Genomic DNA, 25,199 nt, shown 5'->3' with positions numbered 1-25,199 from the left:
TTTAGCAGATTCGTAACAAAATTACCACCCCCGGACACAATGTCTGGGGGTGGCGCGAAAACTGCACGAAACGAAGACGGCGTCAGCTGCCCGAGCCGGGCTCTGGCGAGAAGAATTTTTCCAGCTTGTTCTCGATGCCGCTCATCGCGTCAGCGTCAGCGGGCGCATCACCCTTGACCGTGATGTTGGGCCATTCCGCCGAATATTTGGCGTTCAGCTCCAGCCATGGCTCCAGCCCGTTTTCGGTATCCGGCAGGATCGCCTCGGCCGGGCATTCCGGTTCGCACACGCCACAGTCGATGCACTCATTGGGGTTGATGACCAGCATATTCTCGCCCTCGTAGAAACAGTCGACGGGGCAGACCTCCACGCAATCCATATATTTGCACCGGATGCAGTTGTCGGTCACGACATAGGTCATTGGCTGGCACTCTTGGTGTTGAAAAGCGCGGCCCTGCTATGCCCGCATGCGCGCAAGGTCAATGAGGATATTGTTGCCATGGATGTAGGGCCGGTTTGAATGGGACGGGCGAAGTTCACGCCGTCGCAGGCCGTTCGAGGCGGGTCATTGAAGACAGACAGGAACGGCCTGGCGGTGCGTCAGCTTCCGACGGTAAGTTCCTCGTAACAGGCCTGCGCTTCCGGGGCGGGACCGCGCCGTGCCGGCAGCGCCATCACGCGCACCACGCGGACCTTGTCGAAATGGGGAAAGGTGATGAGGTCGCCCGCACGGACCGGCGCGTGCGCGCGGTCGATGCGGCGCCCATTCAGGCGGATATGACCGTCCTCCGCCAGCGCCTGCGCGTTCGAGCGGCTTTTGGACAGCCGCGCGAACCACAGGAATTTGTCGATGCGAAGGCTGGGGCCATGCCCCACCGTCGCCGCGTCAGCCATTGCGGCCCAAAAGCTCGGCAAGCCCGGCGAAGGCGTTGTTGGCGGGCGCTGGCGTGCTGCCGGCCGACGCGGGGCGCTGGGCGCGTTCCCGCGACGGGCGGCGGTCGCCCTCCGGCTTGCCGCTTGCCTTGCCGGCGCGGGGCTTGGCTCCCTGATGCTGGCGTTCGCGGCGCGGTTTCTGGCGGCCACGGAAGGCCCAGTTCGCGCCGGTAGCCGCGGGGGGTGCGACTTCGGCTGATTCCACAGCTTCAGGCGTTTCGACAGGCTCGGAACCTTCAAGAGCCGCCTCGGGCGCTGCGACCGGCGCAGGCGCGCGCGGTTCCACCGGGCGGAAACCGGCCAGACGCATCAGCGTCAGGAAGGATGGTTCATTTAGGCCCAGGGACACGATCTGCGGACTGGTCGCGGTGAAGGGTTCGTCCTTCGCTATCGCCTCATGCGCGGCGCGGGCCATCCGCTCGGCCATGTCGATGCGCAGCATCTGGTCGCCGAAACCGCGGAAGCCCGCGATCCGCGCGCCCATTTGCGCTGGCTTCTCGCCGGCCGGGATCAGCGTCAGGCCAGGGCCGGGCAGGGGCAGGCAGGGCTTGGCGATGCGCGCCGACAGCAAGGCCGACCGCCAGCGCGCCGCACCGGGCTTCAACAGGCCGGGATGATAGATGTCGAGCACGCCGATATCGATGCCCGCCTTGCGCAGCAGATGCCGCTGCTCCTTGTCCAGATGGCCCAGCGCATCGTCCAGATCGATCCGCGCCATCACGCCGCCTGCATCGGCCAATTGGGCGAACACGGCCCGCACGACCGGCGGCACAGCGGGGTCGGCGGCGCTTTCGGCCATCTTGACCAGCGGCAGCAGGTGCTTCTGCTTCTGCGCCTCGACCCAGGTGGAAAGCCGGGCGACGACCTGCTTCTGCACGTCCTGCCCCAACGCCAGCAGCGCGCGGTCCAGCCGGATTTCAGGCGCCAGCAGGCTCGGACCCGCGAGCAGCGCCGCCACCGTGGTTCCGCCCCAGGCGATGCCCGGCGCCTGTCCCGCCTCGTCCAGCAGCACGAAATCCGCGTCCGCCGCCGCCACCAGTTCTTCAGCCTTCACCCGTAACACCTTTCCAAGCCGGCGGTCGGCCGCCGCCAGCAACATCTTGCGATCGGCAAGCCGCGTAGCGGGATCGACGGAGAATCGGAAGCCGTCAAGTCGCCCGATCGTCTCGCCATCGACGCAGACCGTCCCGTCCTGCTCCACAGTGACCGGCAGGGTGCTCGCATTCTGGCCGATATCGCGCAGCAGGACGGACGTCCGCCGGTCCACGAAACGCTGGGTCAGCGCGCTATGCAGCGCGTCGGACAGCTTCTGTTCCAGCATGCGGGTTCGTTCCGCCATCTCGGCCGGATGCGCCAGCCAGTCGGCCCGATGCGCGATATAGGCCCATGTGCGCGCGGCGGCGATGCGGCCGGAAATCGTGTCGATATCGCCCTGGACCGAATCGAGTCGCGCGACCTGCTGCGCAAACCAGTCGCGCGGGATGTGGCCGGATCCTTCGGACAAGAATCGCCAGATCCGGCTCACCAGCCGGGCGTGATGGTCCGCTCCCAGCTTCTGGAAGTCGGGCAGGCCGCACGCGGCCCATAGCCGCTCCACCTGACGCTTGCCCTTCGCCCGTTCGATGACGATCGGATCGGCGGCAAGCCGCTTCAGCACGGCCAGGTCCACCGCCTCCGGCGCCGCGCGCAGTTCCGGACGCTCGGGCTTCGCTTCCAGATCCGCGATCAACTGGTCCAGCCGGTCAGTGCGGGGCGCGCCGTCGCGCCAGAACAATTGGTCGATCGGCGGGAAATGATGCGATTCGATCGCCTCTATCTCCTCGGGCGTGAAGGCCGCGTCGCCATCCTCATGGCCCAGGCTCCCGAACGTCCCGTCCTTGTGATGTCGTCCGGCGCGGCCCGCAATCTGCGCCATTTCGCTTACGCTCAGCCGACGCGATCGGCGGCCGTCGAATTTCCGCAGCGAAGCGAAGGCGACATGCGCGACGTCGAGGTTGAGCCCCATGCCGATGGCGTCGGTCGCGACCAGATAATCGACCTCGCCATTCAGGAACATCTGCACCTGCGCATTGCGCGTGCGAGGGGATAGCGCGCCCATCACCACCGCCGCGCCGCCGCGAAACCGCGGCAGCATTTCCGCTACGGCATAGACCTCCTCAGCCGAGAAGGCGACGATGGCGGACCGCTTGGGCAGGCGGGACAGTTTCTTCGCGCCTGCATAGGACAAAGTGGAGAAGCGCGGGCGGCCGATGATCTCGATGTCGGGGACCAGAGCCTTCACCACGCGGGCGATGCTGGCGGAACCCAGGATCATCGTCTCCTCCCGGCCCCGCGCGCGCAGGATGCGGTCAGTGAAGATATGGCCGCGCTCCGGGTCCGCGCCAAGCTGCGCCTCGTCCAGCGCGACGAAGGCGAAGTCGCGGTCGAGGCTCATCGATTCCGCCGTGCAGAGGAAATAGCGCGCGCCCGGCGGCACGATCTTCTCTTCGCCGGTGATGAGCGCGACCGACTGCGGCCCCTTGATCGCCACCACCCGGTCATAAACCTCTCGCGCCAGCAGGCGTAGGGGAAAGCCCATCATGCCGCTCGAATGGCCGCACATGCGCTCGACCGCGAGGTGGGTCTTGCCGGTGTTGGTCGGTCCCAGGACCGCGGTGACGGGAGAGCGGGCGAACTGGGCCATGGTCCCTCCTATGTCGGGCAGGCTGTCCGGATCGGCAAGGGGATTCGCCGTCCCATACCCGATTGCGACGCCGGTCGGACGGTTCGCACGTTTCGCCGTTCCTCCGCGCATCCAGCGGGGGTCTTTATTTGACTTTAACCCTGTGCGTTCACAAAGGTCGCGCTCACGCACGGCGCGGGGGCTGTGCGGGGCGGCGAAGCCCTTGGGGACGCGGGTTTGTTTCAGGATCACCAACTCGGATTGCAGCAGGGCGGCGCCACGGCGTCGCTATGGGCGACCGAGTCGCTGAATCGCTCGCCGGAGCCGCAGGACTGGCGCGCCCGCCTGCGGGAATGGGCCGACGAGGTCGAACTGGTGCCCGATCTGGGCCAGCGGATCGGCAGCCGCACATGGTTCCGTGGCCTTTTCACCTGCTTCGGCCTCTGTGCCATGGCGCTCTATCTGTCGCCGGCGTTCGAGCCCGTTCCCGGCGCGCCCGGTCCTGTCCTGTCGGACGCGCATTATGACGAAGTGCGTAGCCAGATGATCACGCCGCTGGCGCTCGGCGCGGACAGCGGACGGCATATGGGATCGACCGATGCCGTGCAGCCGCTGCGCGAAACGCCCGAGCGGCCCCAGATCGAATTGAACGCGCAGGTGGGCAGCAGCGACACGCTGGCGCGCGCCCTTTCGCGTGCGGGCGTCAGCGGCAACGACGTCTCGACGGTCATGGGCCTCGTCGGCGGCGACATCGACGGGGGCGTGAAGCCAGGCACCCGGCTCGACATCATCCTCGGCCGCCGCGCGTCCCGCGACCGGCCGCGTCCGCTGGACCGGCTGGCCTTCCGCGCCCGCCTTGACCTCAGCGTCGAACTGACGCGCAACGGCGGCCTCCTGTCCGCCCGGCGCATTCCCATCCGGGTGGACGACACGCCGCTCCGCATTCAGGGCGTGGTGGGCGACAGCATCTATCGCTCTGCCCGCGCGGCCGGTGCGCCGCCCCGCGCGGTACAGGCTTTCCTGCGCGTGATCGCGCAACAGGTCGATCTTGGCGGCATCGCTGCGGGCGACCGCTATGATATCGTCACCGAATATCGCCGCGCCGAAACCGGCGATGTCGAGGTGGGAGACCTTCTCTATGCGGGCCTCAAGCGCGGACGCGGCAAGTCGATCGACATGCTCAAATGGACGAAGGACGGCCGTACCGAATGGTTCGAGGCGTCGGGCGTGGGCGAACGGCGCGGCGTCCTGTCCTCGCCCGTGTCCGGCCGCATGTCGTCGGGCTTCGGCATGCGCCGCCATCCGATCCTGGGCTATACCCGGATGCATGCCGGCATCGATTTCGCCGCGCGCTACGGATCGCCCATCTATGCCGTGACCGATGGCGTGGTCGCGTATGCGGGGCGGCATGGCGGGCATGGCAATTATGTCCGCATCCAGCATGGCGGCGGTCTCGCCACCGGCTACGCCCATATGAGCCGCATCGCAGCCGTCCCCGGCCAGCGCGTGCGGCGCGGGCAGGTGATCGGCTATGTCGGTTCTACCGGCCTCTCCACCGGACCGCACCTCCATTACGAGCTGTATCGCAACGGTGCGACGGTCAATCCGCTGTCGGTGCGCTTCACCACCACGGCGCAACTGGCCGGCGCGGAGCTGGCCGCCTTCCGCGCGAAGCTGGCGCAGTATCGGCAGCTGCGCGTCGGCCTGCATGACAATTTCGCGCAGGCTGGCGGCGCAGGCCCCGCCGCCAAAGGCAAATAAGCCGCTTTCCGCCCATCGCCGCTTCCGCTAACGGCGGCGCATGACCGCTCCAGTCACCGCCATCCTGCTTGCGGGCGCACGCCCGGTTCCCGATCCGTTGGCGCTCGCGGCGGGCGTACCGGTCAAGCCGCTCGCGCCAGTCGCGGGGCGGCCGATGATCGACTATCCCGCCCGCGCGCTGCTCGATCACGCTGCTATCGCGCAACTCGTCATCCTGACCCAGCGTCCTGACCTCTACGCCGCCGATCCGGCAACCGCATGGCTGGCGACCCATCCGCGCGTCCGGTTCGAAACTGGCGGGCAGGGGATCGCGTCCTCGCTGCTGGCGCTGATGGAGGGGGAGGGACTAACCTACCCCGTCCTGCTGACCACCGCCGATCATGTCCTGCTGGACGGGGCGATGCTCGACCAGTTCGTCGCGGAAGCGGCGGGCGCGGATGTGGCGGTCGCGCTGGTGGAGCGCCGCACCTTGCTGGCCCGCTATCCGCAATCGCGCCGCACCTGGCTCAAGTTCCGCGACGGCTGGTGGTCGGGCGCGAACATCTTCTGGTTCGGCAGCGACAAGGCGAAGCGCATGATCGCCCTGTGGCAGGAGGTGGAGCAGGACCGGAAGAAGGGCTGGAAAATCCTTGCCGCTTTCGGGCCGGTCGCGCTGTTCGGGGCACTGCTGCGCCTCCTTACGCTGCGTGGGGGCATCGCCCGCGTCGGTCGCAAGTTCGGCCTTGCCGCGCGGCTGGTGGCGATGGACAAGGCTGAAGCCTGCATCGACGCCGACAAGCCGGAGGACATGACCCTGATCGAGGCGATTTTGCGGAGCGAACGCCCGGAGGCCTAGCGCCGGAAGCTCTCGGCCGCCGCGCAAGCGAGCTGGTCCGCCCGCTCGTTTTCCGGGTGCCCGGCATGCCCCTTCACCCATTGCCAGGTCACCTTGTGACGCGCGGCGGCGGCAAGCAGCGCCTGCCAGATTTCGACATTCTTGACCGGCTTGTTGTCCGCCGTCTTCCAGCCGCGCTTCTGCCAGCCGAACACCCATTTGGTGATGCCGTCCATCACATATTTGCTGTCAGTATAGAGTGTTACGCGGCATGGCTTCTTGAGCATGTTAAGTGCTTCGACCGCCGCCATCATCTCCATGCGGTTGTTGGTCGTCTGCGCTTCGCCGCCGGAAATCTCCTTCTCCACCCCGCCGAAGCGCAGCACGGCGCCCCAGCCGCCCGGGCCGGGATTGCCCTTGCACGCGCCGTCGGTGAAGATCTCGACCTGGGGAAGCTCGCTCATGCGCCGAGCAGGACCGCCGGATCGGCGCTGGCGTAGAAATCCATGCGGCGCAGATAGGCGAGCGGATCCTTGCGCGTCACCAGCGCGTCGGCCGGCGTGTTGATCCAGTCATAGGCGCGCGTCAGCAGGAAGCGCAGCGCCGCGCCCCGGCACAGTATCGGAAAAGCCGCGCGTTCGCGCTGCGTCAGCCCATGCGCCGCCGCATAGCCCGATCCCAGCGCCGCCCCGCGCTCCCCGAACCATGCCGCCCCGTCATGGCTGAAGCACCAGGCGCTGTGTGTCACGGCGAGGTCATAGGCGCGAAGGTCCGTGCAGCTGAAATAGAAGTCGATAAGGCCCGTGACCCGGTCGCCCAGCATCAGCACATTGTCGGGGAACAGGTCCGCATGGATCACCGACCGGTCGAGGTCGGACGGCCAGTGCGCGTCGAGAAAGGCGAGTTCCCCCGCAACCCGTTCGCCAAGGCCGGGCGCGATGCTGTCGAAATCGGGACCGCATTTCGCCGCAAGCGCATGCCATCCCGCGATGTCGAGCGCGTTGCGCCGCTCGCCGGCAAATCCCTCCGCCGCCTTGTGCAATTCGCCGAGCGCCACGCCGGCCGCGCGCGCCTGCGCCGGGGTTGGCTCGGTCACGCTGATCCCCGTCAGGAACTCGATCAGGCAGGCGGGGCGGCCACCAAGCTGTTGCAGTCGCTGTCCGCTTTTGTCCGCGATGAACCGCGGGACAACGCATCCGCGCGCGCCCAGATGATCCAGCAGGTCCATGAAGAAGGGCAGGTCGGCTTCGTCCACGCGCTTTTCATAGAGGGTCAGGATGTAGCGGTGGCTTGTCCCATCGCCGCCGGTCGTTTCCAGCAGGTAATTGCTGTTCTCTACCCCTTCGGCGATGCCCTTGGCCGACACCAGCCGGCCGGCGTCGTAGCGGGTCAGGAAAGCGTCGATCTCTTCGGCGGGCACATGAGTATAGACCGCCATGGATCAGGCAGCCTCCAGCCCGCGCGGCAACTTGAAGGCGATGCTCTCACGCGCGGTTTCCACTTGTTCCTCGGTGACGTCGAACTGGCTGGCGATCCGCTCGACCACCTCGCGCACCAATATTTCGGGCGCGGAGGCCCCGGCGGTCAGCCCCAACGTGTGGACATCCGTCAGCCAGGCTAAATCGATCTCGTCTGCCCGCTGGATGAGACGCGCGGGCGTGCCTTCCCGCTCCGCCACTTCCACCAGCCGCAGCGAGTTGGAACTGTTCGGCGCGCCGATCACATAGAGCGCGTCGCAGCGCAGTGCGATCGCCTTCACCGCCGTCTGCCTGTTGGATGTGGCATAGCAGATGTCCTCGCCCTTGGGCGCGGCGATGCCGGGGAAGCGCCGCTCCAACGTGGCGACGATCGCCGCGGTGTCATCGACGGATAAAGTGGTCTGCGTCAGGAAGGCGAGATTGTGCGGGTCTGCCGCCTGGAAGGTTTCGGCCTCCTCGACCGTCTCGATCAGCGTCATGGTGCCGGCCGGCACCTGGCCGAACGTCCCGATCACCTCTGGATGCCCCTTGTGCCCGACGAACAGGATGTGGCGGCCGGCATCCACCTGCCGCTCGGCTTGGCGATGGACCTTGCTGACCAGGGGACAGGTCGCGTCCAGATAGTCCAGGCCGCGTTCCTCGGCCTTGGCGGGCACCGCCTTGGGTACGCCATGGGCGGAAAAGACGACCGGCACGCCATCGGGCACCTGGTCCAGTTCCTCAACGAAAATAGCGCCCTTGGCCTTCAGGCTGTCCACCACATATTTGTTGTGGACGATTTCGTGCCGGACATAGACCGGCGCGCCATATTTCTCGATCGCCCGTTCCACGATGACGATGGCGCGATCGACCCCGGCGCAAAAGCCGCGCGGCGCGGCGATCAGCAGGGTCATCGGGCGGCGGACGTCGGGCGCTTGGGTCATGCCAGCCGCTTAGGACAATGTGGTTCCGGAAGAAAGAGCCTTGAGGTTGCGCGGGCCGCGGGGGACGGATAAGGAAGCGCAAAGTTCCCGGCCCCGGCCGGCCCGCCAAGGATTGTCTGCTCGTGAAAACCGTCCGTCTCGCCGCTGCCGCCACGCTTGCCCTTGCTCTGGCGGGGTGCTCGAGCAAGGGCGAGATCGACGCCAGCGGCGGCATCGTTGCGGTTCGGTCCGCCTGTCCGGTCGCCGCCATCCCGGCGCAGACGGGGGACGTCACGCTGTTCAACCCGGCCGGCAGCACGGATGCATCGGCGATCGATGTTGTCGCCAATATCACCGACCTGCGATCCACCTGCGCCGATGGCGCGCAATTCTATACCGAAGCGACCTTCACCGTGAATGCGCGCCGTACCGATGCCACCGCCGCGCGCCAGGTGACCTTGCCCTATTTCTCGGCCGTCGTGCAGGCGGGAACCAATGTCGTCGCCAAGCGCGTCGGCCAGGTGACGCTGACCTTCGCGCCCGGCCAGTATCTCGCCAGTGCACAGGCGAAGGCGGGTTCCTATGTTGACAAGGCGGCGGCGACCCTGCCGGCCGACATCCAGACGAAGATCACGCAGAAACGCAAGGCCGGCGATGCCGACGCCGCGATCGACCCCTTCGCCCAGCCGGACGTCAAGGCGGCGCTGCAGCGCACCAGCTTCGAACTGCTGGTCGGGTTCAACCTGACCCAGGACCAGCTCCGATACAACGCCACCCGTTAAGGCTCAGTCCCATCCACCGTTCGGGCTGAGCTTGTCGAAGCCCTGCCCTTCTTGAAAGACAGGAGCAGCCCCTCGACAGGCTCAGGGCGAACGGAACTTGCAAGAAAGTTTCGCTCCGTGTCCCTCTACACCCGTTTCACCGCCCATCTCGACGCCGTGCTGGACGCGCTGGAAGCCGATGGCACGCTGCCTTCCGGTCTCAACCGCAAGCCCGTGATCGTCGAGCCGCCGCGCGACGCGAGCCATGGCGACCTTGCGACCAACGCGGCCATGGTGCTGGCGAAGCCGGCCGGCACGAACCCCCGCGCTCTGGCGGAGGCGATCGTCGCGAAACTCCAGGCCCTCGACGAGGTCGAAAGCGCCGCGATCGCCGGCCCCGGCTTCATCAACCTGACGCTGAACGACGCCACTTGGCGCGCCGAGCTGGCCGCGATCCATGCGGATGCCGACGATTATGGCCGCTCGACCGCGGGGCAGGGCGTGACGGTCAATGTCGAATATGTGTCCGCCAATCCGACCGGCCCCATGCATATGGGCCATTGCCGGGGCGCGGTGGTAGGAGACGCGCTCGCGACCCTGCTGGAATATGCCGGGCACAAGGTGATCCGCGAATATTATATCAACGATGCGGGTGGTCAGGTGGATGTGCTCGCCCGCTCCGCCCACCTGCGCTATCGCGAGGCGCTGGGCGAGGATGTGGGCGATATCCCGGAAGGGCTGTACCCCGGCGACTATCTGGTGCCGGTCGGCCAGGCTCTCGCCGTCGAGCATGGCGACCGCTTCGTGACCGCGCCGGAAAGCGCATGGCTTGTCCTCTTCCGCACTTTCGCCGTCGCGAAGATGATGGACATGATCCGCAGCGACCTCGCGCTGCTCGGCATCCATCACGACATCTTTTCTTCCGAGGCCGAGTTGCAGGCGGCGGGCAAGCCCGACGAGGCCGAAGCCTGGCTGCGCGCGCACGACCTTGTCTATGACGGCACGCTGGAAGCGCCCAAGGGCGAATTGCCCGACGATTGGGAGCCGGTCGAACTGCCGCTGTTCCGCTCGACGCAATTCGGCGACGATCAGGATCGCCCGATCAAGAAGTCGAACGGCAGCTGGACCTATTTCGGCGCGGACATGGCCTATCATTTCCAGAAGGCCCAAGGCGCGGACCAGCTTATCGACATATGGGGCGCGGACCATGCCGGCACGGTGAAGCGCATCCAGGCTGCCGTCGCGGCCCTGACCGAAGGGCGGGCGCGCTTCGACGTCAAGCTCATCCAGATGGTCCGCCTGCTGCGCGATGGCGAGCCGGTGAAGATGTCCAAGCGCGCCGGCAATTTCGTGACACTGGCGGATGTCGTGCGTGAAGTGGGCAAGGATGTCGTCCGCTTCACCATGCTGACGCGCAAGGCCGACGCGCAGATGGATTTCGACTTCGCCAAGGTGGTCGAGGCGTCGAAGGACAATCCGGTCTTCTACGTGCAATATGCCCATGCGCGCATTGCTTCGCTCGGCCGGCGGGCGGAGGAAGCCGGAATCGCGCTGCCCGCGCCCGACCTGTCCCTTCTCGGGACAGCGGAGCTTGGCCTAGTCAAGCTGGCCGCCCAGTTCCCCCGCGTGGTCGATGGCGCGGCGCAGGCGCGTGAGCCGCATCGTGTTGCCTTTTATCTCAATGACTTGGCTTCGGCTTTTCACGGATGGTGGAATATGGGCAATGATGATCCGCGCGCGCGCGTCATTCTGGCCGACGATCCGGCGCTCACTGCAACGCGTCTTTTCCTCGCGCGGGGAATCGGGCAGATTATCCGCAACGGGCTGGCCCTTATGGGCGTGGCCGCTCTCACGGAAATGGGCTGAGGCAAACAGGCGGAAGGACTGGCATGGGCGATTATGCGCGGGGAAGACTGGATCTGGACGACGAGGATCGGCTGCCCTGGCTTGAGCCGGCGATGGACGATGCGGATGACGACCGCATATCGCCGCTGCGCCTGCTGGGGTTCATCCTTCTCGGCCTGATCCTGATCGGCGCGGTGGTGGCGGGGGTGTGGCTGGTCCAGAACCGCAATGGCGCGGGTGCCGCGGGCGAAGGCACGCTGATCGCCGCGCCGCCCGGAGACTATAAGATTGCCGCGAGCGAGGCCGATGCCAAGAAGTTCGACGGCGAGGGCGATGCCAGCTTCGCCGCCAGCGAGGGCGTCGTGCGGGACGGCCGCATTGATCCGAGCCGCGTGCCCGAAGCGCCGATCGAGAAGACGACGCCGGCGCCTGCCGCCGCCCGGCCTGCTGCCCCGGCGAAGCCCGCACAGAGCGTCTCCACCCGCGTCACCGATGAAACGGCCGCGCCGGTCCGTGCCACCGCGCCAAAGGCTGTGCCCGGTGGAACCATCCAGCTTGGCGCCTATGGCAACGCCGCGCTGGCGAAGGATGCATGGGGCAAGCTGTCGAAGCGTTTCGCCTATCTCGCGCCGCTGCCCATGACGATCGAGCCGGTGGAAATCGGCGGCAGCACGCTTTACCGCCTGCGGGCCGGCGCGGGCAAGCAGGCCAGCCTGGTGTGCGGCAAGCTCAAGGTCGCGGGCGAAAGCTGCATCGTGGTGAACTGACGGGCATAAAGCCCTTCGACAGCGGCAGCGGCAGGCGCTACCATTCGCCCCATGAAGCCTGTGATCTTCGGCATGGCCGGCCTGTCGCTCACCCCTGACGAGCGCGCCTTCTTCGCGGAGGCGGAGCCGGCTGGATATATCCTGTTCAAGCGCAATTGCGCCGACCGGGACCAGTTGCGCGCGCTGACGGACGATCTCCGGGCGCTGCACGGGCGCGCCGACCTGCTCATCATGATCGATCAGGAGGGCGGACGCGTCGCGCGGATGCAGCCGCCGCACTGGCCTGCCTTTCCAGCCTCCGCTGCCTTCGACCGACTCTACGATGTCGCGCCCTCCAGCGCGATCGCGGCGGCCCGCGCCAACGGCCGGGCGCTAGCCCTGATGCTGGCGGAGGTCGGCGTCACCGTGGACGCGCTCCCCTTGCTCGACGTGCGGCAGGACGGGGCGAGCGACATCATGGGCGACCGGACGCTTGGTGCGGACCCGATGCGGGTCGCGGCGCTCGGCCGCGCGACGCTGGAGGGGCTGGCCGAGGGCGGCGTGGTGGGCATCGTCAAGCATATGCCCGGCCATGGCCGCGCGCTGGTCGACAGCCATCTCGACCTGCCGGTGGTCGATGCCGATCTGAACGCGCTGGAAACCGACCTCGCGCCCTTCCGCACGCTGCGCAACGCACCGATCGGGATGACCGCCCATGTCGTCTACACCGAATGGGACGCGCAGCGGCCGGCCAGCCTGTCCCCCGCCATCATCGGCGAGATCATCCGCGACTCCATCGGCTTCGACGGGCTGCTGATGTCCGACGATCTCGATATGAAGGCGCTCAAGGGATCGATCCCCGAACTTGCGGCCGGCGTCGTCGCGGCGGGGTGCGACCTTGCGCTCAACTGCTGGGCGCGGATGGACGACATGATCGGCATCGCCGATCGCCTGCCCGACATTGCGGATATGTCCCGCGCCCGGCTCGACCGGGCGATGGCGTCGATCCGGCGCGATGCCGACCAGCCCGAATTCGAGACGTTGATCGCCACGCGCGACAGCCTGCTGGGGCTGGTGCCCGCTTGAGCGACCTGTTCGAGTCGCCGGCGGTTCCGTCGCCGCATATCCTGACGGTCAGCTTCGACAGTTGGGAAGGACCGCTGGACCTGCTGCTCACGCTGGCGCGGGGCCAGAAGGTCGATCTGCGGGAAATCTCCATCCTGGCGCTCACCGAACAATATCTCGCCTTCATCGACAGCGCCCGGCAATTGAAGCTGGAACTGGCGGCAGACTATCTGGTGATGGCGGCGTGGCTCGCCTATCTCAAATCGGCGCTTCTGCTGCCTAAGGCGGAACAGCCCGATCCCAGTCCCGAGGAACTGGCCCTGCGGCTGCACCTGCGGCTCCAGCGGTTGAACGCCATGCGCGACGCGGGGGCGCGGCTGATGGCGCGCGACCGCATCGGCCGCGACGTGTTCCCGCGCCGCGCGCCGGAGGGGCTGCGCCTCGTCCGCAAGGCGCAATGGCGCGCCAGTCTCTACGACCTGATCGCCGCCTACGGGCAGGTGCGCGCCCGCACGCAGCCGGTGGTACACAGCATTGCCGTGCGCCCGGTCATGACGCTGGACGAAGCGATTCAGCGCGTGGGGTCGCTGGTCGGCGCGGCGCTGGACTGGACCCGGCTCGAAGCCTTCCTGCCGCCCGACATCGATCCGCCGCGCGCCAAGTCGGCGCTGGCGAGCAGCTTCGTCGCCGCGCTGGAGCTGGCGCGGCAAGGGCGGCTGGAAATGGCGCAGGACGGCATCTTTCAGCCCATCTATCTGCGCGCGCCGATGCCGGGGGCGGCGGCGTGATGCAGGAACCAGACGATTATCTCCGCGCTGTCGAAGCCACGCTGTTCGTGGCGGAAACGCCGCTGACGCCGGCGGAGATCAGGCTGCATGTGGGGGAAGGCGGCGACCTGCCGGTGGCGCTCGCCACGCTGGCCGATCGCTATGCCGGGCGCGGGATCAATCTGGTGGAACGGGGCGGGCGCTGGCATTTCCAGACCGCGCCGGACCTGGCCCACATCCTGCGGCGCGAGAAGGACGAGACGCGCAAGCTCTCCCGCGCGGCGATGGAGACGCTGGCGATCATCGCCTATCATGAGCCGGTCAGCCGCGCGGAGATAGAAGCGATTCGCGGCGTGCAGGTGGCCAAGGGCACGATCGACGTGCTGATGGAGGCCGGGTGGGTCCGTCCGGCGGGCCGGCGGGAAGTGCCGGGTCGTCCGCTCATCTACGCGACGACGGTAGAATTTCTGACGCATTTCGGGCTTGGCAGCCGACGCGACCTGCCCGGACTGGACGATCTGCGCGCCGCGGGCCTGCTCGACCCCGTGGATTTGGCGCTGGAGGGTCTGGTTGGCCAATCCGTTGTGGAAAATGACGAGGAAGAGGCCTAGATAGGCCTCCTTTCAGGAGTATTTGAAAATGGGTTCCTTCTCGCTGATGCACTGGGTGATCGTGCTCCTGGTCGTCATGCTGCTGTTCGGTGGCGGCCGGATTTCCGGCCTGATGGGTGACGTGGCCAAGGGCATCAAGAGCTTCAAGAAAGGCATGGCCGAGGACGACGATGTGCCGCCCGCCAAGCCCGCGACCCGGATCGAAGGCCATCGCGTGCCCGAGCAGGATGCGCCGAGCGCGACCGAAGAAAAGAGCAAGGCCTGATCCCTTCAAGCACAGGCCGGTAGTCGCGCATGTTTGGTATCGATTCGTCCGAACTTCTGGTGATCGTGATCATCGCCGTGATCGTGATCGGCCCCAAGGACTTGCCGCGCGCGCTCTACAAGGTGGGGCAGATCGTGGGCAAGGCCCAGGGCATGGCCCGCCATTTCCGCACTGGCATCGACGCGATGGTGCGCGAGGTGGAACTGGAGGAGCTGGAGAAGAAGTGGGCGGCGCAGAACAAGCGCATCATGGAAGAGCATCCGCCCGAAACCGACGCTGCCGCCTTGCCGCCCCCTGACGGCACGCCAGACGCCCCCGCCTTCGTCGCCCGTTCCGCGCCCGAAGACCCACCGGCCTTCGTCGCGCAGTCGGCACCCGTCGAACCCGCGCCAGCGCCCTCGCCGACGACCGGCGGGCCGCCCTATCTTGCGGGTTCCTCTGGCAAGAGCGACGCGGCGGCATGATCAGTGACATCGACGACAGCAAGGCGCCCTTGCTCGACCATCTCATCGAGCTGCGCAGCCGCCTACTCAAATGCGTCTACGCGCTCTTTCTCACAGGCGCTGTCTGCTTCTATTTTTCGGAGCAGCTCTTCGCCATTCTCGTCCATCCCCTCAAGGAAGCGTTCGGCGACGGCGGCGGTCGGCTTGTCTATACCAAGCTGTACGAGGCCTTCTTCGTGCAGGTGAAGATCGCGGTGTTCGGGGCCTTCTGCCTGTCCTTCCCGATCATCGCCAACCAGCTTTGGGCCTTCGTCGCCCCGGGCCTTTATGCCAAGGAGAAGAAGGCGCTGCTGCCTTTCATCCTTGCGACGCCCTTCCTTTTCGCCATGGGTGCCAGTCTTGCCTATTTCGTGGTGATGCCCACCGCCTTTCACTTCTTCCTGGAGTTTCAGGGAAACAGCAGCGGCCTGTCGGTCGAGGCACTGCCCAGCGCGGACGCCTATCTCGGCCTCGTCATGCAGTTCATCCTCGCGTTCGGGATCAGCTTCCTGATGCCGGTGCTGCTGATGCTGCTCAACCGCGCGGGGTTCGTGACCCGCGCTCAACTCATCGGCCTGCGCCGCTATATGATCGTCGCTGCGTTCATATTGGCCGCGGTGCTGACCCCGCCCGACGTGGTGTCTCAGCTGATGCTCGCGATCCCGCTGCTGCTGCTCTACGAAATCACAATCGTCGCCATCTGGTTCACCGATCGCAGGCAGGCGGCCGAGGAAGGGGCGGAGCAGGCCTCGGCCTGATCGGGCATCCTCCGTTCCCAATAATCGGTGCATCGGCGTCGGCTGGTCTTTCTCCGCCAAAAGAAAAGGCCAGTCCCTCGCAAGAGGGGCCGGCCTTGGGAAAATGGAAGCAGGACGCGTCGATCAGACGTGGCAGCTCTGCGCGCCCTTGCCCGGGACGGTGATGGTCACGTCGTCGCCCTGGCCCGACACTTCGTAGCCGCCTTCCGCGACATACGCCTTGCCGGCCTCGGGGGCGGTCAGCTTCGTGGGCGATCCGGTCTTCTCGGTGCGCAGGTTCGCCGTCTTGTCGTCGGTCATGAAGTCGACGAAGATCAGGCTGTTGTCCTTGCAGCGATACTGCTTGTTGGCCTTGACCGACGGCGGCAGTTCGACCGGCGCGGCGTTGGCCAGCTTTTCGGCCATCGGATCGGCGGGGCCGCCGACGACTTCGGGTTCATCATTCTTGTTGCAGCCAGACAGCAAGGCCAGACCAGCAACGGCGATCAGGGGGACATAATATTTCATAGCGATCCTTTTATGTGCATGTGCAACATGGTGCGTCAACGCAAAATGACGTATTTTCCTCCATCGCCCCAATTGACGTCATGACGGCTTCATGACGATCCGCCTTTGTCGCGTAGCGGGCTTGACCATCTGCCTGGGCACGGTCAATGCAGGGTGATGGCTGAGGACATGTCCACCCCCGATCTTGAAACCCTGTCGTTCGAGGATGCGCTGCGCGCACTGGAGCAAATCGTGCGCCGCCTTGAAAGCGGGGACGTGCCGCTCGACGAGTCGATCGCGCTTTATGCGCGCGGTGAAGAATTGCGCAAGCGGTGCACCGAGCGGCTTCAGGCGGCGGAGGCGCGCATTCAGAAGCTCACGCTCGACGCGGGGGGCACGGTCAGCGGCGCGCAGCCGTTCGGCGCGGACTGACGGCCATGCCAGGGGGAGGGGGGGGCTCCGCTTCTGCTTTGGTCGGTGCGCGTGCGGCGGAAGTCGCCAGCGCCATCGACGCCGCGTTCGACCGTCTGCTTGCCTCTCCGGACGACCCTCGCCGCCGCCTCTATGATGCGATGCGGCACGCCGCCATCGGCGGCGGCAAGCGGTTGCGGCCGCTGTTGGTCCAGGCGGCGAGCGACCTCTTCAACATCTCGCGCGAATCGGCGCTGCGGGTCGGGCTCGCGGTCGAGTGCATCCATGTCTATTCGCTGATCCATGACGATCTGCCAGCGATGGACGATGACGATGTGCGGCGCGGCAAGCCCACCGTCCACAAGGCGTTCGATGAGGCGAGCGCCATCCTGGCGGGCGACTGCCTCCATGATCTGGCGTTCGAAGTGCTGGCGGACGAGGAGACGCACCCCGACCCCTTCGTGCGGATCGAGCTGGTGCGGGCGCTGGCGCTCGCCAGTGGGCCGGCGGGAATGGCTGGTGGACAGATGATGGACCTGGCGGCGGAAAAGGCCCGGTTCGACCTTGCCACCGTGACCCGGCTGCAAAATCTCAAGACAGGCGCGCTGATCGCCTTCTGCGTCGATGCCGCCGCGATCATGGCGCGCCTGCCGCAGGAGGCGCGCACGTCGCTGCACGGCTATGCGCGCGACATCGGCCTTGCCTTCCAGATTGCCGACGATCTCCTCGATGTAGAGGGCGACGCTGCTCTTGCCGGCAAGGCGCTCGGCAAGGATGCGGCGGCGGGCAAGGAAACCTTCGTGTCTCTGCTGGGCGTCGAGCGCGCGCGCGAACAGGCGCATCTTCTGGTGGCGCAGGCGAAGGCGCATCTACACAGCCATGGCTGCGAGGCCGATCTGCTCCGCGCCATTGCCGATTATATTGTGGAGAGGGACCGCTAACCCATGAGCAAAGAGCGCATCGGCGTCTATCCGGGCACGTTCGACCCCATTACGCTGGGCCATATGGACATCATCCGCCGGGGCGCGAAGCTGGTGGACAAGCTGGTGATCGGCGTCACCACCAACATCTCCAAATCGCCCATGTTCTCGGATGAAGAGCGGCTGGAGATGGTGCGCCGCGAATGCGCGGGCATCGACACGGAGATCGTGGTCACAGGCTTCAACTCGCTGCTGATGGACTTTGCCGAATCGCAGGGCGCCAGCGTCATCATCCGGGGCCTGCGAGCCGTCGCGGACTTCGAATATGAATATCAGATGGCGGGCATGAACCAGCAGATCAACGGCCGGGTCGAAACCGTCTTCCTGATGGCGGACGTGTCCTTGCAGCCGATTGCATCGCGCCTGGTCAAGGAAATCGCCCTCTATGGCGGCCCAATCCAGAAATTCGTCAGCCCGGCCGTGCGGGATGAGGTGGTCGCGCGCGTCGACCGGATCGGACGCAAGGGCGTTTGACCCACGGTTTCAGCCTGCGTTCAGTTGCCAATCGCGATCAGCGCGCTATCAGGGCGGGGCGACCCGCCGGGTCCGATGATTTGAAGGAAAGCGTCTCTCCCATGCGTTTCACTCGCGCGCTCAAGACCGTGGCGATCGGTTTCGCCCTCACCGCGTCCGTCCCGGCTTTTGCGCAGGGCGGTGGCCGGGGGCAGGCCGAGGAGATGAAGAAGGCCGAAACCGCGGCGAAGGCGCAGAAGAATCTGGAGACGCTGGGCACCAGCGTGACGCCGCAATTGCCGCCCGCCACCGTTCCCGCCGACCCGCAGAATATATGGGATCTCGACCTGTCGAGCGGCGGGCGCGTGCGCATCCAGTTGCGGCCCGACATCGCGCCCGGCCATGTCGAGCGGATCAAGGAACTGACCCGGCATGGCTTCTATAACGGCCTCAAATTCCACCGCGTGATCCCCGGCTTCATGGCGCAGGGCGGCGATCCCAAGGGCGATGGCACCGGCGGATCGACGCTGCCGGACCTCAAGGCCGAATTCAATCCGATGCCGCATCTGCGCGGCACGGTGTCGATGGCGCGCGCCCAGAGCGAGGACAGCGCCAACAGCCAGTTCTTCATCGTTCTGCTGCCCCGGATGCAGCTCGACAAGAAATATACCGTCTTCGGCCGCGTGATCGAGGGCATGCAATATGTCGACGCCATCGCAGCCGGCGAGCCGCCGGCGAACCCGACCGTGATCCTCCAGGCCTCGATCGAGAGCGGCGGGAAACCGCCGGTTACGGCAGCACCCCAGCCTGCTGCCGCCGCGCCCTCCATCGTCGACACGCCAGCCCCGGCCCGCAAGCCGGCGCCAAAGGCCGCCGCGACGAAGAAGCCGGCTGCCAGGAAATAAGCCGGCGGTCCGGTCACCTCCTCATGCGCGTAGACCTGTTCGATTTCGATCTCCCGCCGGAGAATATTGCGCTGCGCCCCGCCTCGCCGCGCGACAGCGCACGACTGCTCCTCGTTCCGGGAGAGGCGGCGATGCAGGACCATATCGTCCGAGACCTGCCGTCGCTGCTGCGCGCTGGCGATGTGCTGGTGTTCAACGACACGAAGGTCATTCCCGCCCAGCTGGAAGGCACGCGTGGGAAGGCACGCATTGGGGCTACGCTGCATAAGCGGCTCGGCCTGCGGCAGTGGCAGGCTTTCCTGCGCAACGCCAAGCGGGTGCGGGCCGGCGACCGGATCGATTTCGGTGCGGGCGTCAGCGCCATTGCCGGGCCGCGCGACGAGGACGGCGGCGTCACCCTGAGCTTCGAGGGTGACGAACCGGTCGAATTGCTACTGGAGCGGGCGGGGCGTATGCCTTTGCCGCCCTATATCGCCAGCAAGCGCGCCACGGACGAGCGGGACCGCAGCGATTATCAGACCATGTTCGCGCGGGAGGACGGCGCCGTCGCCGCGCCGACGGCGGCGCTGCACTTCACGCCCGACCTCATGAACGCCATCGCGCAGGCGGGCATCCTCACCGAAACGCTGACGCTGCATGTCGGCGCGGGCACCTTCCTGCCGGTGAAGGCGGACGACACCGACGACCATCGGATGCATGCCGAATGGGGCCGCATAGACGCAGCCACCTCCGCAAGGCTCAACGCCGCACGCGCGGCGGGCGGGCGTTTGATCGCGGTCGGCACGACCTCGCTGCGCCTGCTGGAAAGCGCGGCCGCAGAAGACGGCCTCATCCATCCCTTTGCCGACGAAACCCGGATCTTCATCACGCCCGGTTATCGTTTTCGCGCGGTCGATGGCCTGATGACCAACTTCCACCTGCCGCGATCGACTTTGTTCATGCTGGTATCGGCCCTGATGGGGCGGGAGCGGATGCAGGCGGTCTATGCCCACGCCATCGCGCAAGGCTATCGCTTCTACAGCTATGGCGACTCGAGCCTGCTGTTGCCGCAATGGTGACCTTGCGCCACGCCGGTTAGCCGCGCCGCTATTCGAAAGCTGATTTTTTCCCCACGGCGCGCCACTGCTGGCGGATGAAGGGATGGACCCTGTCTCCCAGCCACCAGCGCAGCGGAATGCGTCGTTCGGCAAGGCCGGGCAGGCTGCCTATGTCCCATCCGCGCCGGATGCGGAACGGGTTGCGCCGGCCATAGGCCCATAGTTCGACCCGCGTCACAGGGCCAGCGGCGGGAGTGCGTGAATGGAAGCCGAACGTGTCGGCGACGACCAGCGTGTTGGCCGGCACGGTGAAGACGCTGGGCTGCGGCAGGCCGAGGCCGTCCAGCTCATCCGCCCTGACGCGAAGCGAACCGCGCGCCGAAAGCCGGCAGCTTTCGTCCCGGACGGTAAGGCTGCGCGCCTGTTCCCATTTCAGCCGTGCCGGCGTCAGCCGATGCGATCCCCGCACATAAGAGAAGGGACCGGCGTCGGCCGGTACATCCTCCAGGAACAGCCAGGCCTTCATGGACGGATGGAAGGTGTCGGCATGAAGTTCATGCTGCGGGTCGCGCGCGGCGTCGTGCCGGTTGGGCATGATCGACTGGATGTAAAGCAGCGGCTCTATGTCGAACCCTGCGACATAGCGAGAAAGACCGCGCCAGCGCTCGTCCTTGCGGAAATGATCGAGGACGGGGATCGCCCGGATCGCTTGGGGATCGACCGCCATGCGCCGCGTGACGGTGTCGCCCTGCACCGTCTCGCGCGCCGCGCCGCGATAGGCAAGAATGTCCGCCTGCATCGAGCGGAATAGTGCATCCGGCAGGAAGTTGCGGATTTCGACCACCCCGTCGCGATCGAACGCCGCGCGTTCCTCCGGCGTGACCGCTGCGGCGAGGCCCCGCCGCCGGAATGCCGCCAACGCGTGGGCAGCGCGCACCCGCCCGGCATGCAAGCCGATGCCGTTCAGCGTTTTCGATCCGATCAAAGGATTGTCCACAAATGATTTTGCGCCCGTGAACAGCTGCGCAAACCAGAAAGGCATCATCCACATAGATTGAAATTGCATATGCGACGCATTGACGCGATGGCGGGCCGGGGTCGAGTGATTTTTTCCAATCAGTTATTCCAAATTCGCTTGCCTCGCTCCCTCGCTCCCATCGGACGTTCCCTCCCACACTTAGGTTAGCCCACGGACGTCACGGTTCGGAACGAGCCGTCAGCGCTGCCGTTCAAGGATCGATCGGTCGAGGCGTCGGTTCCTCGATCTGCCGGGGAGAGCCGCGCTGCATGAGTGAAGACAGCCGGTCGACTGAACCGACCCGACACCGGGTCACCCTGGCCCAGCCCGATCAGCCCGACCTCGCGTCGGCGATGGAGCGGAACATCCGCGCGCTGACGGCACGCCAGCGGGCGGAGGAGGCGGGCGCCGGGCGCGACACGCGGATTGCGGAGGGGATCACCCGCTTCACCGGCAGCATGGTCTTTGTGCATATCCATCTCCTGCTGTTCGGACTCTGGATCGTCATCAATCTCGGCATCCTTCCCGGCCTGCCGCGTTTCGATCCGACCTTCGTGATCCTGGCGACCTGGGCGTCGGTCGAAGCGATCTTCCTGTCCACCTTCGTGCTGATCAGTCAAAACCGGGCTGCGGCGGCGGCGGAACGTCGCGCCAATCTCGATCTTCAGGTCAGCCTGCTCGCCGAACATGAGGTGACGCGGTTGATCCGCCTGACCGCCGCGATCGCCAGTCATCTGGGCATCGACGCCGCGCGCGATCCCGAACTGCCCGAACTGCAACGCGACGTCGCGCCCGAAGCGGTGCTCGACGCGCTCGACACGGAAGACGGGACATGACTGGGCGGTTGATCCGGGGTCAGGTACGCCCCACGAACAGGAAAGCCACCGCCGCCATGATGCAGATAAAGGCTGCCGCATGCCGCCAGTGCAAGGGCTCGCCCAGCACCGTCACCATGAAGACACCGAATATGATGAGGGCGATCGCTTCCTGCGCGACCTTCAACTGCCCGGCGCTCCAGCCATGGGCGTAGCCGATCCGGTTCGCCGGCACCGCCAGGCAATATTCGACGAAGGCGATGCCCCAGCTGATCAGGATCACCACCAGCAGCGGCTTGTTCATGCCGCCCTTCAAATGCCAGTACCAGGCTGTGGTCATGAAGATGTTGGAGAAGAGCAGCAGCAGGAAAGTAGGCATGATTCGATGCTTGCCATCGCAAAGGCGCGGGATGCAAGCGGGCAGGAAAAAAGGCCCGATCCTGGAATCGGGCCTTTCTTACAAGTCACGGGATCAGCGGTAGCGCGACTGGCTCCCGGCCGTGCTCGAACCGCTCTGGCCTTCCTGGCTCCATCCACTCCGGCCTTCGTCGCGGCCGCCGAACATCGCGCCTTGCTCGCGCTCGGTCCGCCAGGCGTCCTGCGCCTGCGCTGCAGTCTTCTCCAGCGTGACGCGTGTCGCGTCCACCGTCTTGATCCAGCTCGACGGGATCGAATGATGCACACCGCCGGCATCCTCATCATTCTTGGTCAGGATGATGCGGTCGCCGCGCAGCTTGTCCACGGTGCCCACATGTTCGCCGTCGCTGCCGACCACTTCCATATGCTCGCGCACCTGCTGGATCGCCTGCCGCTGCTCGCCGCGGCGGGTGCGCCACGCGCCGAACTCGCTGTTGAAGCGGTCGCGATTCTCGTTTTGATATTCGGCATAGTCGCGATCCAGCTCGTCGATGCGCTGCTGGCGCCAGCTATGGTAATTGCTGTCGTGATGCGCGCCATAGTCCTGTTGCGGCCCATAGGCGCGGGTGCGGTAGCCATGGTCCTCGCTGCCGAAGCCGCTGCGTTCGTTGGTGTAGGGGGCGTATCCACGATTGGGCAGATAGTCGCTGCGCGCCGCCGATGCGAAGCCCAGCCGGCTCGACTGATCGCGCGGATCGCCATAGGGGCGGTTGTAATAATCGTCATATTCGCGGCGGCGTTCCGCTTCCTCGTCGCCGAACCAGCTGCGAATCTCGTCGCCCGCCCGGTCGAAGAAGCCGCGTTCCTCGGGATCATAGTCGCTGGGGGGACGGCGATAGTCCGGTCCGCCAAACTGTCCGCGCGTTCCGTACCGATATCCACGATCGTCGCGCCGATAGTCGCCCCATCCGCGATACCGGTCGCCTCCGCGATCCCAGTTGCCCGAATATCGGTCATCGCCACCATAGCGGCGTCCGCCTTGGTAACCCATCGTCCTTCTCCTTCGTCTGTCGGCGACGCGCATCGGCGTCGTCGCCCTGAACAATGTGCGGACCGGATCAACGTTCCGGCCGTTACGGCGGGGTAATGTCCCGTCGTTGGCGCGCTTTGCCGGGGCGGTGACAAGCGCCGGACGGGCCTCGGCCAGGCTGCGCAGATTTTTGTATAAAGACCGTTGCACGCCGGAAATCGCTCGCTTATAGGCAGCGCTCCTTCGGGGCCGTAGCTCAGCTGGGAGAGCGCGTCGTTCGCAATGACGAGGTCAGGGGTTCGATCCCCCTCGGCTCCACCAACCCCTCTCATGGGGTTGTTTCCGAAGGTTTCCTTGATGACAGATGATGCAGTCACGAGCCGTCCTGCCGCCACGCTGATCATTGTGCGGGATCGGCCCGGCAGGCCGGCCGAGATATTGATGATCGAGCGATCGGCAAAGATGGCTTTCGCCGCCGGCGCGCTGGTGTTCCCAGGCGGTGGTGTGGAGGCCGGCGATCATGCGCTCGCCGCGCGCGTGGCCGGCGCGATGGACAGGGATGAAGCCGCCGCGCGCATCGCCGCCATTCGCGAGACGATCGAGGAAGCCGGGGTCGTGATCGGCCTTGCGGGCGTGGTGGACCCGTCGACCGCACTGCGGCTGCGCGATGGGCTGCGGGATGGCCGAACCCTGGGCGAATTGCTGGACCGGCATGGCCTCGCGGTGAATCTGGACGCGCTCATCCCTTTCGCCCGCTGGCATCCCGCGCCGTTCGAAGCCGTGCGGCGGGTCTTCGATACGCGCTTCTACCTTGCCCGCGCGCCGGAAGGGCAGGCGGCGAGCGTCGATAGCACGGAAAATGTCCGCCTGTTCTGGAGCAGCGCCGCCGACACGCTTGCCTTGTGCCAGTCGGGACAAGGCCATGTCATCTTTCCCACGCGCCGCAATCTGGAGCGGCTGGCGCTGTCCCCTTCGTTCGAGGCGCTCGCGGCCCATGCCGGGTGCTTCCCCGTCGACATGATCCGGCCTTGGCGAGAGATGCGGGACGGAACGCTCCATCTCTGCATCCCTGACCATCTGGGCTATCCGGTCACGTCGGAACCAATGGAGCAGGTCCGGCGTGGTTGATCCATGCGCCGCCTTCATCTGACCCTCCGCCGCCTTCTCCTCGTTGGCGGCCTCCTTTTCCTGTTGTTCCTCGCTTATGCCTGGTTGCGCCAGCGGCCGCAGGACTTGCCCTGGACGCCGCTCGACCTGTCGCAGCCGGTCGGCATGTTCACGGGGCGAAAGCTGGCTGCGCTGACCGGAGACGCCAGCGGCTGCCGCGCGCTGCTCGACCAAGCGGGCGTGGATCATGTCGCGATGAAGCCGGGCGGCGCAGGCCGGTGCGCCTATGCCGACGCGATAAGGTTGCGGCCGGAGCGGGACGCCGTCGCGCTTGCCCCTGCGTCGGTCGCGCCGTCCTGCCCCGTCGTCGCCGCGCTCAAGCTGTGGGAGTGGCAGGTCGTCCAGCCGGCGGCCCAGCGCCTCTACGGTCAGCCGGTCCGCTCCATCCGCCATTTCGGCAGCTATAGCTGCCGCCGCATGTACGGGCGCAGCGCGGGCGACTTCAGCGAACATGCGACCGCCGACGCCATCGATGTCGCCGCCTTCGTGCTGAAGGACGGGCGGCAGATCAGCGTCGTCGGGGACTGGAAAGGCGAGGGCAAGGACGCCGCTTTCCTGCGGGAGGTGCGCGATGGCGCGTGCGACCTGTTCTCGACCGTCCTGTCACCCGATTATAATGCGGCGCATCGCGACCATCTCCACCTCGACCAGGCGGAACGGGGGGCGACCGGCTGGCGCGCCTGCCGCTGA

The 25,199-nt window shown here is 66.4% G+C and carries 29 protein-coding genes and 1 tRNA gene; 20 read left to right on the top strand and 10 right to left on the bottom strand.

What is annotated here, in order from left to right; genetic code table 11:
- Nucleotides 1-82: 82 nt before the first annotated feature.
- From fdxA to ACFQ24_RS01040, 3 genes are all read right to left on the bottom strand, one after another.
- The gene (gene fdxA / locus ACFQ24_RS01050) at nucleotides 83-421 is read right to left on the bottom strand and encodes a ferredoxin FdxA (protein WP_380908480.1); all 339 of its coding nucleotides are present in this window, start codon (nucleotides 419-421) and stop codon (nucleotides 83-85) included.
- A 179-nt stretch (nucleotides 422-600) separates the two neighbouring features.
- Entirely contained in the window at nucleotides 601-894 is a 294-nt protein-coding gene (locus ACFQ24_RS01045; protein ID WP_380908478.1) for an RNA-binding S4 domain-containing protein, read from the bottom strand.
- On the bottom strand, nucleotides 887-3,616 hold the full coding sequence (locus ACFQ24_RS01040; protein WP_380908477.1) for a helicase-related protein: 2,730 nt from the start codon (nucleotides 3,614-3,616) through the stop codon (nucleotides 887-889). Before ACFQ24_RS01040 ends, ACFQ24_RS01045 begins: the two co-directional genes overlap by 8 nt.
- Nucleotides 3,617-3,832: 216 nt before the next feature.
- Here ACFQ24_RS01040 and ACFQ24_RS01035 point away from each other — a divergent pair, with 216 nt between their 5' ends.
- Nucleotides 3,833-5,356, top strand: coding sequence for a M23 family metallopeptidase (locus ACFQ24_RS01035; protein WP_380908475.1), 1,524 nt, complete (start codon nucleotides 3,833-3,835; stop codon nucleotides 5,354-5,356).
- A gap of 40 nt (nucleotides 5,357-5,396) precedes the next feature.
- Nucleotides 5,397-6,191, top strand: a complete 795-nt coding sequence (locus tag ACFQ24_RS01030) for a nucleotidyltransferase family protein (protein ID WP_380908474.1) — start codon at nucleotides 5,397-5,399, stop codon at nucleotides 6,189-6,191.
- Here the strand turns inward: ACFQ24_RS01030 and rnhA are convergent.
- From rnhA to ispH, 3 genes are read right to left on the bottom strand one after another with little or no spacing between them, the layout of a single operon-like run.
- Nucleotides 6,188-6,634, bottom strand: coding sequence for a ribonuclease HI (gene rnhA / locus ACFQ24_RS01025; protein WP_380908472.1), 447 nt, complete (start codon nucleotides 6,632-6,634; stop codon nucleotides 6,188-6,190). The genes ACFQ24_RS01030 and rnhA overlap by 4 nt on opposite strands.
- The gene (gene thrB / locus ACFQ24_RS01020) at nucleotides 6,631-7,608 is read right to left on the bottom strand and encodes a homoserine kinase (RefSeq protein ID WP_380908470.1); all 978 of its coding nucleotides are present in this window, start codon (nucleotides 7,606-7,608) and stop codon (nucleotides 6,631-6,633) included. Before thrB ends, rnhA begins: the two co-directional genes overlap by 4 nt.
- A gap of 3 nt (nucleotides 7,609-7,611) precedes the next feature.
- Nucleotides 7,612-8,571, bottom strand: a complete 960-nt coding sequence (ispH, locus tag ACFQ24_RS01015; protein ID WP_380908468.1) for a 4-hydroxy-3-methylbut-2-enyl diphosphate reductase — start codon at nucleotides 8,569-8,571, stop codon at nucleotides 7,612-7,614.
- Between the two features lie 122 nt (nucleotides 8,572-8,693).
- On the opposite strand from ispH, the gene ACFQ24_RS01010 reads away from it, so the two are divergent.
- The 9 genes from ACFQ24_RS01010 to tatC all read left to right on the top strand — a co-directional run bounded on the left by ACFQ24_RS01010 (nucleotide 8,694) and on the right by tatC (nucleotide 15,850).
- Nucleotides 8,694-9,332: a hypothetical protein gene (locus ACFQ24_RS01010; protein WP_380908466.1), complete on the top strand. Its 639-nt coding sequence runs from the start codon at nucleotides 8,694-8,696 to the stop codon at nucleotides 9,330-9,332.
- A gap of 117 nt (nucleotides 9,333-9,449) precedes the next feature.
- A complete protein-coding gene (argS, locus tag ACFQ24_RS01005) occupies nucleotides 9,450-11,177 on the top strand; it encodes an arginine--tRNA ligase (RefSeq protein ID WP_380908464.1) in 1,728 nt (575 codons plus the stop codon).
- 23 nt (nucleotides 11,178-11,200) lie between these two features.
- Nucleotides 11,201-11,923 (top strand): SPOR domain-containing protein, encoded by a 723-nt coding sequence (locus ACFQ24_RS01000; RefSeq protein WP_380908462.1) that lies wholly within the window; start codon nucleotides 11,201-11,203, stop codon nucleotides 11,921-11,923.
- A gap of 51 nt (nucleotides 11,924-11,974) precedes the next feature.
- Nucleotides 11,975-12,988: a beta-N-acetylhexosaminidase gene (nagZ, locus tag ACFQ24_RS00995; protein WP_380908460.1), complete on the top strand. Its 1,014-nt coding sequence runs from the start codon at nucleotides 11,975-11,977 to the stop codon at nucleotides 12,986-12,988.
- Nucleotides 12,985-13,755 carry a segregation and condensation protein A gene (locus ACFQ24_RS00990; RefSeq protein ID WP_380908458.1) on the top strand — a complete coding sequence of 257 codons (771 nt, stop codon included), beginning with the start codon at nucleotides 12,985-12,987 and terminating at the stop codon, nucleotides 13,753-13,755. The genes nagZ and ACFQ24_RS00990 overlap by 4 nt, the downstream gene beginning before the upstream one ends.
- Nucleotides 13,752-14,345, top strand: coding sequence for an SMC-Scp complex subunit ScpB (gene scpB / locus ACFQ24_RS00985; protein ID WP_380908456.1), 594 nt, complete (start codon nucleotides 13,752-13,754; stop codon nucleotides 14,343-14,345). Before ACFQ24_RS00990 ends, scpB begins: the two co-directional genes overlap by 4 nt.
- Nucleotides 14,346-14,373: 28 nt before the next feature.
- A complete protein-coding gene (locus ACFQ24_RS00980; protein ID WP_066767714.1) occupies nucleotides 14,374-14,610 on the top strand; it encodes a twin-arginine translocase TatA/TatE family subunit in 237 nt (78 codons plus the stop codon).
- A gap of 29 nt (nucleotides 14,611-14,639) precedes the next feature.
- Nucleotides 14,640-15,074 (top strand): Sec-independent protein translocase protein TatB, encoded by a 435-nt coding sequence (tatB, locus tag ACFQ24_RS00975; RefSeq protein ID WP_380908454.1) that lies wholly within the window; start codon nucleotides 14,640-14,642, stop codon nucleotides 15,072-15,074.
- Nucleotides 15,071-15,850, top strand: coding sequence for a twin-arginine translocase subunit TatC (tatC, locus tag ACFQ24_RS00970; protein ID WP_380908452.1), 780 nt, complete (start codon nucleotides 15,071-15,073; stop codon nucleotides 15,848-15,850). The genes tatB and tatC overlap by 4 nt, the downstream gene beginning before the upstream one ends.
- 123 nt (nucleotides 15,851-15,973) lie before the next feature.
- Here tatC and ACFQ24_RS00965 read toward each other — a convergent pair whose 3' ends face one another.
- Nucleotides 15,974-16,357 (bottom strand): hypothetical protein, encoded by a 384-nt coding sequence (locus tag ACFQ24_RS00965; RefSeq protein WP_380908450.1) that lies wholly within the window; start codon nucleotides 16,355-16,357, stop codon nucleotides 15,974-15,976.
- 156 nt (nucleotides 16,358-16,513) lie between these two features.
- On the opposite strand from ACFQ24_RS00965, the gene ACFQ24_RS00960 reads away from it, so the two are divergent.
- The 5 genes from ACFQ24_RS00960 to queA all read left to right on the top strand — a co-directional run bounded on the left by ACFQ24_RS00960 (nucleotide 16,514) and on the right by queA (nucleotide 20,143).
- Nucleotides 16,514-16,768: an exodeoxyribonuclease VII small subunit gene (locus ACFQ24_RS00960; protein ID WP_380908448.1), complete on the top strand. Its 255-nt coding sequence runs from the start codon at nucleotides 16,514-16,516 to the stop codon at nucleotides 16,766-16,768.
- 5 nt (nucleotides 16,769-16,773) lie between these two features.
- Nucleotides 16,774-17,688: a polyprenyl synthetase family protein gene (locus ACFQ24_RS00955; RefSeq protein ID WP_380908446.1), complete on the top strand. Its 915-nt coding sequence runs from the start codon at nucleotides 16,774-16,776 to the stop codon at nucleotides 17,686-17,688.
- A 3-nt stretch (nucleotides 17,689-17,691) separates the two neighbouring features.
- Nucleotides 17,692-18,201 carry a pantetheine-phosphate adenylyltransferase gene (gene coaD, locus ACFQ24_RS00950; protein ID WP_380908444.1) on the top strand — a complete coding sequence of 170 codons (510 nt, stop codon included), beginning with the start codon at nucleotides 17,692-17,694 and terminating at the stop codon, nucleotides 18,199-18,201.
- Nucleotides 18,202-18,302: 101 nt separating this feature from the next.
- A complete protein-coding gene (locus ACFQ24_RS00945) occupies nucleotides 18,303-19,085 on the top strand; it encodes a peptidylprolyl isomerase (RefSeq protein ID WP_380908442.1) in 783 nt (260 codons plus the stop codon).
- A 23-nt stretch (nucleotides 19,086-19,108) separates the two neighbouring features.
- Nucleotides 19,109-20,143 carry a tRNA preQ1(34) S-adenosylmethionine ribosyltransferase-isomerase QueA gene (gene queA, locus ACFQ24_RS00940; RefSeq protein WP_380908440.1) on the top strand — a complete coding sequence of 345 codons (1,035 nt, stop codon included), beginning with the start codon at nucleotides 19,109-19,111 and terminating at the stop codon, nucleotides 20,141-20,143.
- 28 nt (nucleotides 20,144-20,171) lie between these two features.
- On the opposite strand, the gene ACFQ24_RS00935 is transcribed toward queA, so the two are convergent.
- Nucleotides 20,172-21,188: a phytanoyl-CoA dioxygenase family protein gene (locus ACFQ24_RS00935; protein ID WP_380908439.1), complete on the bottom strand. Its 1,017-nt coding sequence runs from the start codon at nucleotides 21,186-21,188 to the stop codon at nucleotides 20,172-20,174.
- 221 nt (nucleotides 21,189-21,409) lie between these two features.
- Between ACFQ24_RS00935 and ACFQ24_RS00930 the strand changes: the two genes are divergently transcribed.
- The gene (locus ACFQ24_RS00930; RefSeq protein WP_380908437.1) at nucleotides 21,410-21,976 is read left to right on the top strand and encodes a DUF1003 domain-containing protein; all 567 of its coding nucleotides are present in this window, start codon (nucleotides 21,410-21,412) and stop codon (nucleotides 21,974-21,976) included.
- 19 nt (nucleotides 21,977-21,995) lie between these two features.
- Here ACFQ24_RS00930 and ACFQ24_RS00925 read toward each other — a convergent pair whose 3' ends face one another.
- Together ACFQ24_RS00925 and ACFQ24_RS00920 are read right to left on the bottom strand one after the other, a co-directional pair.
- Complete coding sequence (locus ACFQ24_RS00925; RefSeq protein ID WP_380908435.1) at nucleotides 21,996-22,334, bottom strand: DMT family protein; 339 nt, start codon at nucleotides 22,332-22,334, stop codon at nucleotides 21,996-21,998.
- A 93-nt stretch (nucleotides 22,335-22,427) separates the two neighbouring features.
- Nucleotides 22,428-23,363 (bottom strand): DUF2171 domain-containing protein, encoded by a 936-nt coding sequence (locus tag ACFQ24_RS00920; RefSeq protein WP_380908433.1) that lies wholly within the window; start codon nucleotides 23,361-23,363, stop codon nucleotides 22,428-22,430.
- A gap of 224 nt (nucleotides 23,364-23,587) precedes the next feature.
- Here ACFQ24_RS00920 and ACFQ24_RS00915 point away from each other — a divergent pair.
- The 3 genes from ACFQ24_RS00915 (at nucleotide 23,588) to ACFQ24_RS00905 (ending at nucleotide 25,199) form a co-directional block, all read left to right on the top strand.
- Nucleotides 23,588-23,663 (top strand) — tRNA-Ala (locus ACFQ24_RS00915).
- A 36-nt stretch (nucleotides 23,664-23,699) separates the two neighbouring features.
- A complete protein-coding gene (locus tag ACFQ24_RS00910; protein ID WP_380908431.1) occupies nucleotides 23,700-24,470 on the top strand; it encodes an NUDIX hydrolase in 771 nt (256 codons plus the stop codon).
- 3 nt (nucleotides 24,471-24,473) lie between these two features.
- Nucleotides 24,474-25,199: an extensin-like domain-containing protein gene (locus ACFQ24_RS00905; protein WP_380908429.1), complete on the top strand. Its 726-nt coding sequence runs from the start codon at nucleotides 24,474-24,476 to the stop codon at nucleotides 25,197-25,199.

The sequence above is a fragment of the Sphingobium olei genome (assembly GCF_042678845.1).
GTDB lineage: Bacteria > Pseudomonadota > Alphaproteobacteria > Sphingomonadales > Sphingomonadaceae > Sphingobium > Sphingobium olei.
This window is presented reverse-complemented; position numbering and strand designations above follow the sequence as displayed.

What these genes read in the sequence shown, in the direction of transcription:
- ACFQ24_RS00920 (WP_380908433.1), bottom strand. Translation starts at nt 23,363, where the DNA reads ATGGGTTACCAAGGCGGACGCCGCTATGGTGGCGATGACCGATATTCG.
- ACFQ24_RS00910 (WP_380908431.1), top strand. Translation starts at nt 23,700, where the DNA reads ATGACAGATGATGCAGTCACGAGCCGTCCTGCCGCCACGCTGATCATT.
- ACFQ24_RS01030 (WP_380908474.1), top strand. Translation starts at nt 5,397, where the DNA reads ATGACCGCTCCAGTCACCGCCATCCTGCTTGCGGGCGCACGCCCGGTT.
- ispH (WP_380908468.1), bottom strand. Translation starts at nt 8,571, where the DNA reads ATGACCCAAGCGCCCGACGTCCGCCGCCCGATGACCCTGCTGATCGCC.
- thrB (WP_380908470.1), bottom strand. Translation starts at nt 7,608, where the DNA reads ATGGCGGTCTATACTCATGTGCCCGCCGAAGAGATCGACGCTTTCCTG.
- tatC (WP_380908452.1), top strand. Translation starts at nt 15,071, where the DNA reads ATGATCAGTGACATCGACGACAGCAAGGCGCCCTTGCTCGACCATCTC.
- queA (WP_380908440.1), top strand. Translation starts at nt 19,109, where the DNA reads ATGCGCGTAGACCTGTTCGATTTCGATCTCCCGCCGGAGAATATTGCG.
- ACFQ24_RS01040 (WP_380908477.1), bottom strand. Translation starts at nt 3,616, where the DNA reads ATGGCCCAGTTCGCCCGCTCTCCCGTCACCGCGGTCCTGGGACCGACC.
- coaD (WP_380908444.1), top strand. Translation starts at nt 17,692, where the DNA reads ATGAGCAAAGAGCGCATCGGCGTCTATCCGGGCACGTTCGACCCCATT.
- ACFQ24_RS00930 (WP_380908437.1), top strand. Translation starts at nt 21,410, where the DNA reads ATGAGTGAAGACAGCCGGTCGACTGAACCGACCCGACACCGGGTCACC.
- ACFQ24_RS00960 (WP_380908448.1), top strand. Translation starts at nt 16,514, where the DNA reads ATGGCTGAGGACATGTCCACCCCCGATCTTGAAACCCTGTCGTTCGAG.
- ACFQ24_RS00905 (WP_380908429.1), top strand. Translation starts at nt 24,474, where the DNA reads ATGCGCCGCCTTCATCTGACCCTCCGCCGCCTTCTCCTCGTTGGCGGC.
- ACFQ24_RS00980 (WP_066767714.1), top strand. Translation starts at nt 14,374, where the DNA reads ATGGGTTCCTTCTCGCTGATGCACTGGGTGATCGTGCTCCTGGTCGTC.
- rnhA (WP_380908472.1), bottom strand. Translation starts at nt 6,634, where the DNA reads ATGAGCGAGCTTCCCCAGGTCGAGATCTTCACCGACGGCGCGTGCAAG.
- tatB (WP_380908454.1), top strand. Translation starts at nt 14,640, where the DNA reads ATGTTTGGTATCGATTCGTCCGAACTTCTGGTGATCGTGATCATCGCC.
- ACFQ24_RS00965 (WP_380908450.1), bottom strand. Translation starts at nt 16,357, where the DNA reads ATGAAATATTATGTCCCCCTGATCGCCGTTGCTGGTCTGGCCTTGCTG.
- ACFQ24_RS01045 (WP_380908478.1), bottom strand. Translation starts at nt 894, where the DNA reads ATGGCTGACGCGGCGACGGTGGGGCATGGCCCCAGCCTTCGCATCGAC.
- ACFQ24_RS00955 (WP_380908446.1), top strand. Translation starts at nt 16,774, where the DNA reads ATGCCAGGGGGAGGGGGGGGCTCCGCTTCTGCTTTGGTCGGTGCGCGT.
- nagZ (WP_380908460.1), top strand. Translation starts at nt 11,975, where the DNA reads ATGAAGCCTGTGATCTTCGGCATGGCCGGCCTGTCGCTCACCCCTGAC.
- fdxA (WP_380908480.1), bottom strand. Translation starts at nt 421, where the DNA reads ATGACCTATGTCGTGACCGACAACTGCATCCGGTGCAAATATATGGAT.
- ACFQ24_RS00925 (WP_380908435.1), bottom strand. Translation starts at nt 22,334, where the DNA reads ATGCCTACTTTCCTGCTGCTGCTCTTCTCCAACATCTTCATGACCACA.
- ACFQ24_RS00935 (WP_380908439.1), bottom strand. Translation starts at nt 21,188, where the DNA reads ATGCAATTTCAATCTATGTGGATGATGCCTTTCTGGTTTGCGCAGCTG.
- ACFQ24_RS01000 (WP_380908462.1), top strand. Translation starts at nt 11,201, where the DNA reads ATGGGCGATTATGCGCGGGGAAGACTGGATCTGGACGACGAGGATCGG.
- ACFQ24_RS00945 (WP_380908442.1), top strand. Translation starts at nt 18,303, where the DNA reads ATGCGTTTCACTCGCGCGCTCAAGACCGTGGCGATCGGTTTCGCCCTC.